This window comes from Sulfurimonas sp. (genome assembly GCF_041583195.1).
Classification (GTDB): Bacteria; Campylobacterota; Campylobacteria; order Campylobacterales; family Sulfurimonadaceae; genus Sulfurimonas.
The window spans coordinates 54764-72320 of the sequence record NZ_JBFHGL010000009.1 but is presented as its reverse complement, the minus strand read 5'-3'; the positions used below and the strand labels follow the sequence as shown (position 1 = coordinate 72320).

Annotated in this window: 16 protein-coding genes; 5 read left to right on the top strand and 11 right to left on the bottom strand. The window is 34.5% G+C overall.

The features are described from left to right. From ABZA65_RS09090 to ABZA65_RS09070, 5 genes are read left to right on the top strand one after another with little or no spacing between them, the layout of a single operon-like run. Positions 1 to 2343, top strand: a complete 2343-nt coding sequence (locus ABZA65_RS09090) for a TolC family protein (protein WP_373072867.1) — start codon at positions 1 to 3, stop codon at positions 2341 to 2343. Continuing rightward, entirely contained in the window at positions 2340 to 3338 is a 999-nt protein-coding gene (locus ABZA65_RS09085; RefSeq protein ID WP_373072865.1) for an HlyD family secretion protein, read from the top strand. The genes ABZA65_RS09090 and ABZA65_RS09085 overlap by 4 nt, the downstream gene beginning before the upstream one ends. Further along, positions 3335 to 6055, top strand: a complete 2721-nt coding sequence (gene rbbA / locus ABZA65_RS09080) for a ribosome-associated ATPase/putative transporter RbbA (protein WP_373072863.1) — start codon at positions 3335 to 3337, stop codon at positions 6053 to 6055. The genes ABZA65_RS09085 and rbbA overlap by 4 nt, the downstream gene beginning before the upstream one ends. After that, complete coding sequence (locus ABZA65_RS09075; RefSeq protein ID WP_373072861.1) at positions 6055 to 7179, top strand: ABC transporter permease; 1125 nt, start codon at positions 6055 to 6057, stop codon at positions 7177 to 7179. Before rbbA ends, ABZA65_RS09075 begins: the two co-directional genes overlap by 1 nt. Further along, positions 7179 to 8171 (top strand): lipid A deacylase LpxR family protein, encoded by a 993-nt coding sequence (locus tag ABZA65_RS09070; RefSeq protein WP_373072859.1) that lies wholly within the window; start codon positions 7179 to 7181, stop codon positions 8169 to 8171. The genes ABZA65_RS09075 and ABZA65_RS09070 overlap by 1 nt, the downstream gene beginning before the upstream one ends. Positions 8172 to 8185: 14 nt before the next feature. Here ABZA65_RS09070 and ABZA65_RS09065 read toward each other — a convergent pair whose 3' ends face one another. From ABZA65_RS09065 to ABZA65_RS09015, 11 genes are all read right to left on the bottom strand, one after another. After that, positions 8186 to 9397 carry an ABC transporter permease gene (locus tag ABZA65_RS09065; RefSeq protein WP_373072857.1) on the bottom strand — a complete coding sequence of 404 codons (1212 nt, stop codon included), beginning with the start codon at positions 9395 to 9397 and terminating at the stop codon, positions 8186 to 8188. Next, entirely contained in the window at positions 9390 to 10601 is a 1212-nt protein-coding gene (locus ABZA65_RS09060) for an ABC transporter permease (protein WP_373072855.1), read from the bottom strand. Before ABZA65_RS09060 ends, ABZA65_RS09065 begins: the two co-directional genes overlap by 8 nt. 9 nt (positions 10602 to 10610) lie before the next feature. After that, positions 10611 to 11336, bottom strand: a complete 726-nt coding sequence (locus tag ABZA65_RS09055; protein ID WP_373072853.1) for an outer membrane lipoprotein-sorting protein — start codon at positions 11334 to 11336, stop codon at positions 10611 to 10613. Next, positions 11314 to 12114 carry an EI24 domain-containing protein gene (locus ABZA65_RS09050; protein WP_373072851.1) on the bottom strand — a complete coding sequence of 267 codons (801 nt, stop codon included), beginning with the start codon at positions 12112 to 12114 and terminating at the stop codon, positions 11314 to 11316. The genes ABZA65_RS09055 and ABZA65_RS09050 overlap by 23 nt, the downstream gene beginning before the upstream one ends. After that, positions 12111 to 13070: a DUF3137 domain-containing protein gene (locus ABZA65_RS09045; protein WP_373072849.1), complete on the bottom strand. Its 960-nt coding sequence runs from the start codon at positions 13068 to 13070 to the stop codon at positions 12111 to 12113. The genes ABZA65_RS09050 and ABZA65_RS09045 overlap by 4 nt, the downstream gene beginning before the upstream one ends. Positions 13071 to 13072: 2 nt before the next feature. Further along, entirely contained in the window at positions 13073 to 13627 is a 555-nt protein-coding gene (locus ABZA65_RS09040; RefSeq protein ID WP_373072847.1) for a LemA family protein, read from the bottom strand. Between the two features lie 49 nt (positions 13628 to 13676). Beyond that, on the bottom strand, positions 13677 to 14381 hold the full coding sequence (locus ABZA65_RS09035) for a pirin family protein (RefSeq protein WP_373072845.1): 705 nt from the start codon (positions 14379 to 14381) through the stop codon (positions 13677 to 13679). Between the two features lie 11 nt (positions 14382 to 14392). Next, the gene (ygiD, locus tag ABZA65_RS09030; protein ID WP_373072843.1) at positions 14393 to 15160 is read right to left on the bottom strand and encodes a 4,5-DOPA dioxygenase extradiol; all 768 of its coding nucleotides are present in this window, start codon (positions 15158 to 15160) and stop codon (positions 14393 to 14395) included. 21 nt (positions 15161 to 15181) lie between these two features. After that, entirely contained in the window at positions 15182 to 15748 is a 567-nt protein-coding gene (locus ABZA65_RS09025; RefSeq protein WP_373072841.1) for a YceI family protein, read from the bottom strand. Between the two features lie 47 nt (positions 15749 to 15795). Then, positions 15796 to 16248, bottom strand: coding sequence for a MarR family winged helix-turn-helix transcriptional regulator (locus ABZA65_RS09020; protein ID WP_373072839.1), 453 nt, complete (start codon positions 16246 to 16248; stop codon positions 15796 to 15798). A 77-nt stretch (positions 16249 to 16325) separates the two neighbouring features. After that, complete coding sequence (locus ABZA65_RS09015) at positions 16326 to 17513, bottom strand: NAD(P)/FAD-dependent oxidoreductase (RefSeq protein WP_373072837.1); 1188 nt, start codon at positions 17511 to 17513, stop codon at positions 16326 to 16328. Positions 17514 to 17557: the final 44 nt, after the last annotated feature.

Sequence of the window (17557 nt, the reverse complement as noted above, 5' to 3'; positions counted from 1 at the left end):
ATGAAGATTAAACTATTTTTATTTATAGCTTTAACAACTATAAGCTTATGGTCTGCACCACTTTATTCGGATGTAAATATTGCAATTGTAATGGATGCACAAACTTCTCAGTATAAAAAGATAAAAGATGAAATCTCAACAGAGTTGGAAGTTATGACACAGGGTGAATTTAAAGTTAGTTTTATGAAACCTATTATCATTGACTGGTCAGTTTCTAAAGCGCAAGATACTTTACAAAACATACAAAATGATCCAAATATTGATATGACCATAACGATTGGTCTTGTGTCTGCTAATACTGCTTTTAAAGCAAAAGACCTAAATAAACCTACTTTAGCACCCTACTTATTACTATTTGAAGAGCAATTACAAGTTACTAAAAAAAATATGAACTATCTTGCTTTTAGTACACCTTTTGATACTGCAATTAAAAACTTTTTGGACGTTGCAACTTTTAAGAAAATGACATTGATTGTAGATGAAAAACTCTCATCTTCGCTTCCTATCGCAATGAATGGTTTGAAAAAATCTACTATAAATAAAGGTATAGAACTTAATGTAATTATAAGCGGCTCTAAAAATCCACTTGAACAATTGCCTAAAGACACTCAGGCCGTTATGCTTACACCGCTTCCATCTTTAAGTAGTACATCTAAACAAAATTTAATAGACGCTTTAGTGATAAAGCAACTTCCTAGTTACTCTTTTGGAGATGAGCTAAGTGTTTATGATGGGATAATGATGTCATCAGTATCGACTGAGAATATATCTAGAAGAGTTAGACAATTAGCACTAAATATTCAATCTGTATTACGAGGTAAAAGTCCTGAAAACCTGCCTACTAAATTTGAAGATAAACATCAACTAATAATTAATTTAAAAACTACAAACAAGATTGGTGTTTATCCTTCTTTTAACCTTCTAAGCAAAGCAAAAATAATAGAAGACGATGAAGCTGATATTGAAGATTCATTTAGTTTAAGCGATGTTGCAAAACTTGCAATAAAAAGCAATCTTAATATTATTGCAGGAAAGTTGGGAATAAAACTAGAAGATGAAAATATCAAAGAAGTTCGCTCAGTATTACTTCCTCAAATTAGAGCTGATCTTTCATATACACAGCAAAATAGTGATAATATTTATGTAAAAAACGGTTTTTATGCAGAGAAAAGCTCTACTGGTGCTATTAAACTTCATCAGATACTTTTTTCAGAAAAAGCTTTGGCTGCTTTAGAGATACAAAAAAAAGTGAAAGCTGCCACAGTGGCGCAACAACGTACTTTGGAGATGGATATTGTGGAACAGGCAAGTACAATGTTTTTAAATATACTTATAGCCCAAACGCAATTAAAAGTTGAAAAAGAAAATTTAAAACTTACCAAGTCTAATTTAGAGATGGCACAAGCTCGTGTTGAAGCGGGAACTTCCGACCTATCAGATATGTATCATTGGGAGAGCAGAATTGCTACTTCAAAACAACGTGTACATCAGGCAAAAGTAGCTGTCCAACAAGCACAAGATGGACTTAACTATATATTACATCGTCCTATAACAAAGAGAATAAAAACTGTGCCTGCAACGTTAAACGATCCTTATTTGCTTGTTAGTAACAAAGAACTACTATCTTTAATTACAAATGAAAATGATATTAAGTTAATTAATGATTATTTTGTTGAAGAGGGCTTAAAAAGTGCATCTGAATTACAGATGTATAACGGTTATATAGCTGCACAAAAGCGCAAGCTTACGTCGGACCGAAGAGCTTACTTCTCACCTAATATTGAATTTGTTGGCGAGATGTCCAGAGTTTTTGATGAAAAACGAGATCCATCATCAACTATTAATTTAGAAGATCAAACTAATTGGAGCGCAAGTGTTGTTCTTTCCCTCCCTTTATATGAAGGAAGTGCTAGAAGTGCACGTTCCTCATATTCGCAACTTAAATTACAGCAGTTAGAATTATCAAAGGAGCTAGAAAAAAACTCAATAGAACGACAAATCCGATATGACCTTCATACTGTCCGCTCTAGTTTTCCTTCCATAAAACTTACACAACAGGCAGCAAAGTCGGCAAAGAAAAGTTTTGAACTTGTACAAAATAATTATGCAAAAGGGACTCGTTCCATGACAGATCTACTTGTAGCTCAAAATGAGACTATTTTAGCTGATCAAAAATCTGCAAGTGCTATTTATCAGTTTTTAAAAGATCTTATGAATTTGCAAAGAGATATAGGACGATTCGATTTTTTTATGGATGAGTCTGAACGTAATACATATACAAAGGAGTTTTCATCAATTATTAAAAACTCACATATAAATCAAACATCAAAGGCAAAAGAATGAATAAAAGTATTTTAAAAAAGCTTCTGTTTGGAGTTTTGGTTGTCGGCGGTTTCATTACATATTACATGTTAGAAAATTTAAATTCAAATCAGCTTAGTGATGCGTTTTCATCAGGAAACGGACGGCTTGAAATGACGGAAGTAGATATAGCTACTAAATATCCAGGTCGTGTTCAAAAGGTGTTTGTTCAAGAAGGGCAAATGGTTAGTAAAGGTCAGTTGATGGCTAAGTTAGATACTAAAGAACTTGAAGCAAGACTAAAACAAACAAAAGCTATGGTTGAGCAAGCTGTACAACAAAAAGAGTATTCAAAGGCAATAGTAGTACAGCGTAAAAGTGAACTTTCTCTCGCCAAGAAGAATCTGGAACGTTCAAAATCACTCTATGTAAACAAAAATATTTCTTTAGTACAACTACAACAAGATGAGACAAAATTAAAAAGTGCTAAAGCAGCTTTGAGTGCTGCGAAAGCTCAAGTTGTTAGTGCCGAAGCTTCTATAGAAGCTGCAAAAGCGCAAGTTGAAACTATCAAAGTAAATATTGAAGAGACTAGTTTGTATGCACCGATTGAAGGAAGAGTATTATATAAGCTTGTAGAATCTGGAGAAATTGTAGGCAGCGGTACAAAACTATATACTCTTTTAAATCTGACTGACACATTTATGACTATTTTTCTTCCTACAGCCGATGCAGGTCGTGTTGAAGTTGGTAGTGAAGCACGTATAGTTGTAGATGCATTGCCAGATAAACCAATACCTGCTTTTGTGACTTTTGTATCACCGGAAGCACAGTTTACTCCAAAAGAGATCGAAACTGATAAGGAGCGTGCTAAACTGATGTTTCGTATAAAAGTAAAAGTTGATCCTAAAATAATCAAAGATGGTTTTAGAAATGCAAAAAGCGGTCTTCCAGGTGTTTCTTATGTAAGATTAGATGATTCTACGCCATGGCCTGAATATCTTAGTGTTGAAGAGGATATTAAGAGAGTCAAATGAAACATGTAGTCCGTATAACCAATCTTTCTCATCATTATTCTAATACTGTTGCGGTGGATAATATAAATTTAGACATACCATCAGGATGTATGGTTGGTTTTATTGGACCCGACGGTGTAGGAAAATCAAGTGTACTTGCATTACTATCAGGTGTACGGAAACTTCAAGATGGTACTATTGAAGTACTTGATCATGATATTAATCTGCAAAGTGAAAGAAATGCTATAGGACCACGTATAGCATATATGCCTCAAGGTTTAGGAAAAAATTTATATATGTCACTCTCAGTTGAGGAAAATATTGATTTTTTCGGTCGCTTATTTGGTCAAAGTAAGCGAGAGAGAAATGCAAGAATAACAGAGTTATTAGCGAGTACAGGACTTACAAATTTTAGGGATCGTCCTGCAGGAAAGCTTTCAGGCGGAATGAAACAAAAACTTGGACTTTGTTGTGCACTTATCCACGATCCTGAACTATTGATATTGGATGAACCGACTACCGGTGTGGACCCTCTATCTAGACGTCAATTTTGGGAATTGGTTGAGAGAATTCGTCAAAGACGTAAAGGTATGAGCGTTATCATTGCAACTGCTTATATGGAAGAGGCTGAACGCTTTGATTGGCTTGTTGCTATGGATGATGGGAGAATCCTATCTACCGGAACACCGGAGGAACTTCTATTAGAAACAAAAACTACTAATCTTGATGAAGCATTTATTACTTTGCTACCTAAATCAAAACGTCAAGGGCATGAAGTTTTACATATTCCTTCTCGCAAAACTCAAGAAGATGATACAAAAGCTATTGTTGCCAAAGGTTTGACTATGCGTTTTGGTGATTTTACCGCCGTTGATAATGTAAGCTTTTCTATTGAACGTGGAGAAATTTTTGGCTTTTTAGGTTCAAACGGTTGTGGAAAAACAACGACTATGAAGATGCTGACTGGACTTTTAACCCCTTCTAGCGGAGAGTCATGGTTATTTGAACAACCGACAAATGCTCAAGATATGACTACAAGAAATCAAGTCGGTTATATGACACAATCTTTTTCTCTTTATAGTGAATTAACGGTACTACAAAACCTTATGCTGCATGCAAGGTTGTTTCACATCCCAAAAGAGAAGATAAAAGCGCGTGTAGATGAGATGATAGAGCGTTTTGATTTAGAGCATTACAAAGATTCTTTAACTGCTGATCTGCCTCTTGGAATCCGTCAGCGCCTCTCTTTGGCAGTAGCTGTTGTACACCATCCTAAAATGCTTATTCTTGATGAGCCGACCTCGGGAGTTGATCCGATATCTCGTGATCGTTTTTGGGAGCTGTTGATAGACCTATCTAGAAATGACGGTGTAACTATATTTGTTTCAACTCACTTTATGAATGAGGGTGAGCGCTGTGACAGAATATCTCTGATGCATGAGGGGCGTGTACTCGCGAGTGATACACCTGAAACACTAACAAAAGAGCGGAATAAAGAAACTCTTGAGGAAGCATTTATTGAGTATTTGGAAGAAGCTGGCGGAGCTAAGAGAGACAAAGATAGTGAATCTAAAGTAGTAGAGTTTGAACAATCCAAACAACCAAACCGTTTCTTTAGTCCACTTCGTCTATTTGGTTATAGTTATCGTGAATCACTGGAGCTTATGCGCGATCCTATAAGGCTAATGTTTGCACTTATGGGTACAATTTTACTTATGCTTACTTTGGGTTATGGGATCACTATGGATGTAGAGGACCTGCGTTTTGCAGTGCTTGATCAAGATCGCACACCTCAAAGTAGAGACTATATTCAAAATTTATCGGGTTCGAGATATTTTCTTGAACAAGACCCTCTTAGTTCCCAAGATGAACTAGATCAGCGTATGAAAAGCGGAAAAATATCAGTTGCACTTGAGATACCCCCAGGTTTTGGGCGTAGTCTTAAACAGGGACGTGAAGTTGAGATTGGTGTATGGATAGATGGAGCTATGCCTTTTAGGGCAGAGACTATTAAAGGCTATATAAGTGGGATGCATTACGACTATATACTCTCATTAGCTCGTCAAACACTAGGATATACACCAAGCTTGTCTGCTGCCAATATTGAGATGCGTTACCGTTATAATCAGGATTTCAAAAGTATTTACGCTATGGTACCGGCGGTTATCCCAATGCTGCTTGTATTTATCCCCTCTATATTGATGGCACTTAGTATTGTACGTGAAAAAGAGCTCGGCTCCATTACCAATTTTTATGCGACACCGGTAACTCGTTTTGAATTTTTATTAGGTAAGCAGCTTCCCTATATTGTGATCAGTATGATAGGGTTTTTAGGTCTTTTACTTTTTGCAGTATTTCTTTTTGGGGTGCCATTAAAAGGGAGCTTGACAAGTCTTATTATAGGAGCACTCCTATTTGTTACCACTACAACGGGTATGGGACTTTTAATGTCGGCTTTTGCAAAAACACAGATTGCTGCAATTGCCGGGACGGCTATTGCTACACTCCTTCCTACAATCAGCTTTTCAGGATTAAAAGATCCAGTTAGTTCGTTAGAAGGTGTAGGTGCTTTTATAGGTCATATATTTCCTGCAACTTTTTTTATTAATATAAGCCGCGGTGTTTTTAGTAAAGCATTGGAATTTAAGGATTTAGTTCATGATTTTATAGGTTTGATTATAGCAGTTATTGTAATTACCTTGCTTAGTGCAATGGCACTAAAAAAACAGGAAAAGTAATGAAAAAAAGAGTATTAAACATTTTATATCTTGGATTCAAAGAATTGCAAAGTCTATGGCAGGATAAAGTTATGCTGTTTTTAATTATCTACTCATTTTCTTTGGGTGTTTATATAGGTGCTACATCTACAAGTTCAGAACTTAACAAAGTACCAATAGCATTTGTAGATGAAGATCACTCACCGCTTTCGGCTCGTTTTATGAAAGCTTTTCACGAACCTAGATTTCTTTCTCCGGATATAATTGGTGCAGATGAGATTGACAAAAATATGGATGCTGGAGTCTATACTTTTGTGATAACTATACCCCCTTCTTTTGAAAAAGAGATATTGCAGGGAAAACATCCTACTATTCAAGTCAATATAGATGCTACTCAGATGTCTCAAGCAGGAATAGGAGCTAGATATATTCAACAGATGATCAATGATGAACTGAATATCTTTCTAAATGGTTATAAAACAAGTGCATCTTTGCCAATCAATTTGGTGACCAGAATAAAGTTTAACCCGACACTGGACAGTTTATGGTTTGGTGGAATTATGAAACTAATTGAACAGATCTCAATGCTCTCAATCATACTCTCTGGTGCAGCACTAATTCGTGAACGTGAGCATGGAACACTTGAACATCTTTTAGTAATGCCACTAAGTGCTACAGAGATAATGCTTTCTAAAATATGGTCTATGGGGTTAGTTGTTGTAGTATCGGCGTCACTCTCTTTGTTTTTACTTATTAAATGGGCATTGGCAGTCCCTATAATAGGTTCGGAAGCATTATTCTTATTTGGTGCAGTCTTAATGCTTTTTGCTACCACATCTATGGGGATATTTATGGGAACTGTGGCGCGTACCATGCCGCAACTTGGACTAATTGTTATTCTGACAATCTTGCCACTACAAGTACTCTCTGGAAGTGTAACCCCTTTTGACAGTATGCCTGAGGGTATTCAAAGTGTTATGTACCTAATGCCTACAAGTCACTTTGTAAGTATGGCCCAAGCTGTTTTATATAGAGGTGCAGGTATCGATGTAGTTTGGCCTGAGTTATTGGCAATTGTATTTATAGGTATGTTGTTTTTCCTTATATCTTTGGCAATTTTTCGCAAAAGTTTGGCAAGCTCTTAATGAAGAGAAATATATTATTATTTTGGATGTTAGCACTTCCTTTATATGCAGATAGCATTTATATATTACATGACAATGATTTAGTTTTTGATTCGGATGACCATTATAGTGCAGGTCTGCAAATTGGCTGGATAAGTAATGAATATGATAATAACACCACTGAAGGGTTTAGTCAATCTTACGTTAAACTATTAAGTGATACGGTAGAACTTACAGGTGTAACATTTAAAAATCGAAAACTTGCAGGTACTATAAGCGTTCAAGAGATGATCATAACGCCCAGTGAACTTAAAAGTAGCGAACCTATATATAATGACATTCCGTATATGGGACTTCTAAGTAGTAGTTTTTCACTTTTGTCATGGAATGAAAAAAAATTTGATGAATATCGTTTCACTATAGGGATTATAGGACCTGATTCAGGAGCAGAGCAGTTACAAAAAACTGTTCACACCATTGTCGATACGACCGATCCAAAAGGATGGGATAACCAGCTTGACACTAAAATAGTAGCTCAAATAGGTTATACCCATGGTATAAAACAATATATTGGCAGTTACAGTAACTCTATGCGTTTTGAATGGTTTAATAGTTATTATGCAGATGTAGGTAACTTTTATTGTGGGGCAGGGGTAGGCAGCTCTATACGATATGGACAGAATATGCCTTTTAATTTTGAGAGTGCTAGTGGTTTATTTAACAGTTCCAAAGGTGACATGATCGAACTAGATAAAAAAAGTTCATCTATGGGTTGGGATATACATGGTGGAGTTTATTTAAATGCAATAGCATACCTTTACCTTTATGATGAGAGCAAACGGCTTGGCTACAGTTACGATCGTTCTTACTTTCTTCCTATAGTGAACTTCGGAGTAAGCTGGTATATGGAAAATTTTAATATTTCATTAGATCTTTTTCCTTCACAGTCTACGGTTACAAATCCTGATTCGGCAAGTTTTGCCCGTATAAATTTATCTTTTCAATTCAAATAGCTCATTTTTTAAAACTATAGGCTGTTCCTTATAACATCTGTAGGTGTAAGTTTTTTGATCTTTCTCAGCGGTAAAAACACACTTAGAACAGATGCGATCATAATTGCAAAAAAAGTTGAGTAAAAGTAACTGAATTTAATCTCGGCGTATAAAATACTACTCATTCCAAAAGATGCAAAACCGTCTGAAAATTCACTCATATCAAGTCCGTAAACTCTTAAGTAGTAAAGAAAAATCACACTTAAAATAGAACCAAATATAAATCCTATTAGTCCAAGAGTAAGTGCTTCAAGCATAACCTGAGTTCTTATATATCTGTATCCATAACCAACAGAGAGCATAATTCCAAACTCTCTGATTCTATCGAGTATAGACACGTACATAACACCAAGTATACCTATAAATACGACACCCATAACAATTCCGAAAGTTATCGAGTTAAATATAACCATACTATCTTGCATCTGAGTCAATAGAGGGTTGTATTGCCAAAAACTCATTACATCAAGATTTGTATATTTTGTTTTAATAGTCTCAACTAGTTTAGGGTTATCTGTCCTTATAGCAATTTGTGTAGCACTGTTTGGATCTAAACCTAAATGTTTGTAAACACTTTTCTTTGGAGCTAGTATAGCTTTGTTGTCTATGTTTATATTTGTAGACTGAACAATCGCTTTTATACGAAATAGTTTTGAAACTATGTTGTTATTAGCATCGCGTGATGTGAAGATCACTTTTGAATTTAGACGCAGTTTCAGGTTCTTTGCAAGCTTTTTGCCGATAACACAACCGTTCTTACCGAGTTTTAAATTTCCCTCTTTTATAAATTCGCTAAACTCTCCGAACTTTTCTTCATCTTTAAAATCAACTGCTATAAGATCAGATGGATAAGATGCTTTTGCACTCCCTGCAAGACCACTTACTTTTAACCTTGTAACTACACTTTTAACATCGTCTAGTTTTTCAATTTCCTCTTTTATACTTGTAGCATTTTTTATAGAGTACTTTACATCTTGTTTTAGTCTATAGTTTTTCTCAAATATAGTGATCTCACCGCTGTCGCTTCTGAGAGACTTATCAATCATACTTGCAGTCATACCGTCATATAAACCTTCAATGCTTAGCATTACGCTCATACTAACAGCTATCATAAGTACAAGAAGACTTGCACGAATTTTTCTTAAAAAAGCGTTTTTTAGAGCAAGTGATAGTATTGTGTTAAACATGACGCATCGCCTCAATAGGATTGAATCTTCTTAAGTATATGATCGGGTATATAACACTTAAAAGATTCAGTACCAAGATAAGCCCTACATTCCAGCTGATCGTAAAGACACTAAAGTGTGTAGGGATCTCGTCTGATATGATTCCGTAATCTTTATACAGCTCACTCATTCCCTCTATGATTATCGGGTTTATCTCAAAAAAATGTGCAGTATATCCACCACTTATGGTAGCAAAAAGAAGAGCAGATAAACTAAGAATAAGCATCTCATATATCAGAAGTTTATCTATTTGAGAGTTGTTAAGACCTATACTTTTTAATACTCCAAACTCTTTGATACGTGAACTTACATTGATAAAGCCATAGATTAAAATTACAAAAAATATTACTATGAAAAACAGACTCATAGAAATGTATCCGAATATTGAGTCAACCTCCATAGCTTCAACCATTGCACTCATAAGTTCCTGCCATGTATATAAACGGTATTTAGAATCTAGTTTGTTTCTGATTAATTGTGCAACAAGATCGTTATTATTTAGATCATCTACATTTAAAACTATATATGATGATGTGTTTTTAGAGAAAAATAACTGGTCAAAATATTCCCTGTTTAAAAATGCAGAGGAACTGTCAAACTCATACATTCCAGTTTTAAAAGTACCGCATACTTTGAAGTTGTCTGCCGCAAAAGAATAATCAATCGCGCTACCTACAAAGCTTACATTATCTTCTATATTTACATCCAGCCTTTTTGCTAGATCTGAACCCATATAAAGACAGTTTCCTTGAGAATTATACACACCATCTACAAGAGCATTTTTTAACTCGCTTATATTTGCTTCACGCTCAAAATCGACACCTGTGAGCATCATAGCTGAGGATTCATCCTTTGTAGAAGCAATTCCAAAAGTTTCTATTCTTGATGTATAAGATTTTATGCCATCTGTTTTGTCTAAAATATCAGTGATTTTTTTATTGTCATAGATCAGATAATCATATCCGCCTTCATCACGGTAATCTTTTTGATATATCTGAATTGAGCCTGTATATACTTTGAGTGAATTATGCAGCATAGATATATGTGAACCGTCCATAAAAGCCACATAAACAATAAAAAGTGTAGCTGAAAAATATGTAAGTATAAAGGTTGTAATTGAGCGACCTTTATAAAAAAGTATATTTTTAACAGCTAGCCAAAACATTTTTTACCTTTATCTACTAAAGCGCTTAAGTGCTGATTTTTTAAAGTACTGATCAGAGATCTCTTGATCATATTTAACATCTTCAACTATCATAGTTGTTAAGTTGTTTTTTTTATCTACTGGTTGGATCTTCCATATTGTTGGCAAATAGTATTTTCCAAATTTTTTAACGTTTTCATATTTGAAAAATCTAATTTCTTCACCGTATTCATCATAAAAAACATCTTTTAGACTGACATAGTATCTTGTATCTATTTTAGAAATTATTTTACCCCAAACAACCGGTGCATCCTCTTTTGCACTAAGTTCTATCGTAACAATATGACCGTCTTTTTCTAAAATTTTTGCATTATAGTCATCAATTATAGAGCTTTGTTTTACCATATCATCGTTAGATATGTCACTTCCCATCCAGTTTTGAAGCATCATACTAGGAGGAATTTTTATAATACGTTCAATTTTGGGTACATAGTTCCACATCTCGTTTTCTAAACTTAAAAATGTGATTCCTCTATCGCGTGGAGGGTATGTTATTTTTACAAAGCTTTTGTTTTTTCCTTTTGCCCATGTCTCCATTTTGATTGTTCTTTCATGACGAAGTGATTTTATATTCATTGAGATCTTCATATAGATACTATCACCGCGAAAGTTTTTATCCAGTTTTTTGATGATCTCGTCTGCTTCGGAAGCAAAAACAGAGCTTAATAGTAGACTAATTAGAAGAAGGTATCGCATCTTTAACCCTTAGTTTTCTGGTTTCTAAAAAGTAAGTATGACCTAAATATATTACAAAAAATACTGTTGTAAAAAATATTACAAAAGGTACAAGACTTATAAGATAAAGCAGAAGAGTTTTAATTCTAAGCATAGTTTTGTTCTTATATCTGATCTCCAGCGCTTCATCTTTTGTAGTCATATTGGTGCTTATGTCGTAGTTTAGCATCTTATGAAAGAAGTAGTACAGAGGAAAATTAAAGGCTATGATGTTTATAAAAGGTATAAAGTAAAATGGGATTAGAAGTATAAAAAGTAAAAGCATAATTCCTATCCATTTTAGAGTAGAAAGCAGGGCAGTAAAAATATTTGAATAACCTATAAGCTCTACATCTTGATAATGCCTTTTTTGAAGCTCTTTTAACACATAAGGAGTTACAAAACCTATAACTATAATTGCAATGAAAATAGATGCATAAAGTGCTAAAAAAGCACCAAGTGCATAGATTAAAAATGTAGCTATCCAAGCTGTAGCTGCATAACTCATAAGAAACTGGATTAGTGCAGTGTCCTCAAGGTAAGTATCTATGCTTTGCGTATGAGTTACACCGTTTTGTATTGTACTTTGTTGGGCCTGAATATGCATTTGAGATATATGATCTGCCCCGATGCCTGCAAGAATAAAAAACATAACATACATAATAATAAGCGTTACAACAATTGGTGCTAAAGAGTATTTGATCATCTTTGGAGTTAAAAAGTCTTTTATACTTTGTATAATCAAGTTTTGTTCATTCATACTTTGCTCCAGATTCTTTCGTTTAGTTTTAACTCCTCTATAATTCCGGTAGCTAAGTGAAGCGTATCTACATACTCCATAGCTGTTTTGTACTCTAAAAGTGAGCTGAAAATAGATGGTTCAAACATATCTTTGTTATAGTAAACTGCAAGATGTATGTGGTTTCTTACAAAAGAGATATAAAGCGGGTGTCCAAACCTTTTCTCAAATGTAGTAAGTTTTTTCATAATTGAGTTTGAGAGAATATAGCGTGCTTCTATCTGATCGTCTGAATATACTACAAATCTTTTTTCAAACTCCGGATCATCCATCTTTACAAGCTCGTCTCTGCCTAAGTTTTTAGATTGTAACCAATTCCCGATTAGATCTCCAAAAGTTTTTTGGGCAGTGTCTGGGAGAACTACGGTCTCGCCGATGAAGTTTTTGTTAAACTCTGCAACTACAAACAGACCACGAAAGATCGTACTCCAGCTATCTCGTCCTTTGGAGTTTCTGTGTCTTTTTTCAGCGTGAAAGTCTGAAAAACGGATTTTTGTATTTTTAATTTCACCCTTAACCAAGTCATTACCACTAGTTCTATCAGGTGATGAGAAAAGTTTTGAGCGTACAAAAAGATGTTCAGATATATGTAGATCTTTATGATATGTAAGTTTCTCCTCAAGTGAATCTATAAGCGGAGATATGATCTTTTCTTTAAATTCACTCGTATAATCTTTGATCATAAACTTATATATGAAACCGCCTATAGCTACGTATAAAAATATACCCCATGTCAATACGTCTTCATCTTTAATTGAACCATACACTGTGTATATTAGAAGTGCAAAAACTATAGTGTATATTGTTCCTACAGATATTATTCGTGAACGCAGAATTTTCCTGTCTTTTTCAAGGTCTTGAAGAATAGGGTATAGTGCTTTATAGTAAAAGTCTGTCAGTTCGCTTTTAGATTTCATTTTTAGTTAAAAAGCTCTTTTACGTTTACGTTTTTACGCTCAGCTTCTACAATCTCAAATACCTGTTTTCTTGTGTAGTTCATTGCACTAGCCATGAAGTTTGTAGGTATCATCTCTATAGCGTTGTTATAATCAGTTACAGCCTGGTTATATGCACGGCGAGCTGCAGAGATCTGCTCTTCTACTTCATTAAGAGTGCGTTGAAGATGCATAACATTTTCGTTTGCTTTTAGATCAGGGTAATTCTCAACGGCGATCATCAGTGAACCAAGAGCCGAACTTATTTGTGCATCGAGTTTTATTTTTTTCTCATCCGATAAATTCGGTTTGTTAGCATCTGCACGAAGTTTTGTAACCTCTTCTAAAAGAGATTTTTCATGTTCCATATATTTGCTTACGGATGCAACAAGGTTTGGAATTAGGTCGTAGCGTTTTTTTAGTTGTGTATCGATCGTTGCAAAAATATTTTCAACTTGGTTTTTCTTATTTACAAGTGAGTTGTACATTAAAACCAGGATTAATGCAACAACTATAAGTACGATTAGAGGTGTGGACATGAAATTACCTTTTAATTTAATTTCATATAGTTTAGCGAAATAAAATTTATTATAAACTTTTTTGCATCTCTATAAATAAAAAGTGACTCTTTGTTGTTGCATTTACAGATAGTTTAGTCTCATCGGTTACCTCCATAGCATCACCGTAGTCTAGCTCAACTCCGTTAATATTTGCAGACCCTTCTATTTGTACATAATATATCTGTTTGTTGTTTTGTATATCATAATCTATGCTTTTGCCTGCATCAAGTTCAGATACATAAAAATTTACATCTTGATATAGTTTTATTTTTGAATCTCCATCTTGGCCAGAGACAATATTTAGCAGTTTGTTTTTACGCTCATCTGCTTTATATCTGTATGAGCCATAAAGAGTATCCAAACCTTTTTTTGGAGGCATTATCCAGATCTGTAAAAGTCTTAAGTTAACATCACCTAGATTATACTCAGCATGGACTACACCATCTCCAGCACTCATATATTGGACTTCACCACGACCTAGAGTCTCTTCGTTTCTCATTGAATCCTTATGGCTGATCTCACCATCAACTACATAAGAGATGATCTCCATATTTTCGTGCGGATGCATGTCAAATCCGCTACGGGGTAAAATTATGTCATCGTTTAGAACCCTCAGTACTCCAAAGTTTATATTGTTTGGATTCCTATACTCTGCAAATGAGAAATGAAATCTGCTTTGCAACCATCCTAAATTTGATTTACCCATGCTATGTTTTGCTATTTTTCTTAACATGATATATCCTTTTATTTGACAAGCCAGTTTCTCATACTCATAGTGCCAAGCTCAATGCCTTCATATGTAAATGAACTTTCATCTTCATCATTCATCGCACCTGCTATGTAAAGCAGTGGGATATAATGCTCTATTGTCGGATGAGCTAAGTTGAAATAAGGACTTGTGACATCTATTAAAGATTCAAAGTCTTTATTGACTATAGCATCAGCTATATACCTATCAAAATCAACTGCCCAAGATTCAGCTTTTGCACCTGAAGCCCAGTTAACTTCTCTTAAATTATGCGTTACATTTCCACTTGCAATGATCATTACACCTTCATCTCTCAGTACGCTTAATCTGCGGCCGAGTTCATAATGTTCTTTTAAACTCAAATTAGAATTAATAGATATTTGAGTTACGGGAATATCTGCATCTGGAAATAGATGTACCAGTATACTCCATACACCGTGATCCAAGCCTCTGTTTTCAACCTTAACATACTCATATTCTAATTGAAGTTTAGATATTAAAAAATCTGAATTCTCAGCTTTATACTCAACTTCATAGAGCTTATCGGGAAATCCGAACATATCATACATTAATTCATCGCTCTCATGCACGGATACGGCAGCGTATGGCACATACCAGTGTGCCGATATAGCAAGAATTGCTTTTGGTTTTTCTATAGATTTTCCTAAGCTATTCAATGAACGTGTGAACTCATTATTTTCTATAGCATTCATAGGATTTCCGTGACCTGCAAAAAATGCAGGGGCTCTTTTATTTTGAGACATAACATCTCCTTTTTTATCTGTTCACTTAGTTAAAATACCCTCCAACTCAATAAATATTTTAACTTTATCATCTACTATAAGTCCTCCGCTTTCTAAAAGATCGTTCCATTTAAGACCGAACTCTTGTCTATTTACTTTTGCCTCCAAACTTAAACCTGTTCTTTGATTACCCCAAGGATCTTTAATAACACCAGTAGTTTCAAGTTCAAACTTAACCAGCTTTGTAATACCGTGTATTGTTAATTTTCCTGTTGCTTCATCACTGCCTATATCTGTCAACTCAAGAGTAAGTGTTGGATACTTTGTAACATCAAAGAAATCTGCAGATCTTAGATGTGTATCTCTTTTTTCATTTTCTGTATTTACAGATGCAGCTTCGACTTCACCGTATAGAGATTTTAAAGTTTTTGTTTTCTCATCAAAAACAAAGTTACCTTTAAATTTGTCAAACTTACCTGTTACGTTTGATATCATCATATGTTTTACTTTAAAACTTACATTTGAATGAGTAACATCAACATTATAATTTCCTGCGAATAAACTACCTGCAACCAGTACAGATACCAATCCTAATCTTAATAAATTCATCTCTTATCCTTTAATACTAGTTAGTAATAATTTATAAAGAAAAAAAATCATTGTGATTTGTGTAATTTTCTCAATAAATTGAATAAGGTCTCCAATTCGTTTTCATCCAAAACTTCAAAGTAGTTCTCAAAGTTTTTAGCATGGTCTGGAAACAACGCACTAATAACATCTATACCTTTCCCAGTAATAGATATTATGTATGTTCTTTTGTCGTCAGGATCAGGTATAGAGTTCACAAAACCATCTCTAACTAAGTTTTTTATAACTACAGTTACATTCCCGGCAGTTCCAAGTGTTAGTTTGGTTATAGCACCTACACTTAAATCACCTCTATGGTAAAGAACTTCTAATATTTCAAATTGATTCATAGTTAAGTTGCATGACTTAATATAAGCCATCTCTTTAGCTCTGATCTTTTTAAAAGCACGATAGAGCTGAATCCATGTACTCATGGATTTATCAGCAGTTAAACCATAGCTTTTAGTAGTATTTACTTTCATAATTCCTTCTCCTTTTTAAAGTATATTACTAATTAGTAATAATGTCAAACAAAAGAATTATTTAAAAATAGTGGGTTTTATTTGGATATATCCTTAGCAGCAGCGTATCCGCTAGCCCATGCCCATGCAAAGTTATAACCGCCACGACGACCGACTACATCTAGAACTTCGCCTGTAAAGTAAAGATTTTTTTGTTTTTTAGATTCCATAGTTTTTGGATCTATTTCGCTGACATCTACACCGCCACCTGCAACTTCTGCATGACGAAAGCCATGAGTGTTTGAGACTTCAAACTTCCAGTTTAGACACTGATTTGCTATGCGTTTAAAATCTTTCATGTTTAGTGATTCCAGTTTGGTATCTGCAGATATATTTAGAACATCAAGTATTGTTTTAGATATTTTCAACGGAAGTAGGGCATGAAGCGCATTTAGTATAGAACTATCAGGAAGTGATTTGCTAATAGTGTTTAAATGATTTGATAGTTTTTGGTGTGAGAACTTCGGTAAAAGGTTTAAAATAACATCTACGCATGAGTAGTTCAGAATAGCTTCACTGGCTTCTCTAGATATGTCTAATATACTAAAGCCTGAAACTCCATAAGTTGTAAATAAAATATCACCGCTAGCAGATGAAATTTTTTGATTGTTAATCATCAGTGTCACTTCACCATCAACCTTTGCACCGCTCATTTTAGCATGCGATGAGTTTGATAGTTCTAGTTGAACAAGGCTTGGGTATGTTGGCACAATATTATGATCAAATGCTTTTGCAAACTCCAAACCATCATCACATCCGCCAAGATGAGAAGCCGCTTCGCTTCCTGTCGCTACTACTACGGCATCATATTTTTCAAACATTTTTTGTATATCTGATACTTTTGTATCATATATAAAATTTACACCACTGTTTAAGGCTTGCTCGTTTAAGATGGCAACAACCGATTTGGCTTCGTTTGAGAGAGGGTAGACTTTTCCGTCTTCTTTTTCATCTAGTAAAAGACCAATAGAATTGCAGTACTTTTGAAACTCTTTGTATCCAAAATTATTTAGTGCGTCAATAACAAAAGAGTTGCTTTGTGAGTAGTAGTCGTTTTGAGAGATCGTCGTATTTGTAATATTACATCTGCCGTTACCTGAGACCAGTATTTTTTTCCCGCTTTTTGAATTTTGTTCGTACAAATCTACCTTGCAAGAATTTTTGGCACATTCAATTGCACAAATAAGTCCACTTGCACCGGCACCGATAACTGCTACTCTTTTCATAAACCTAATTTTAGCCGATTTTATAGTCAATTAAATATAAATTG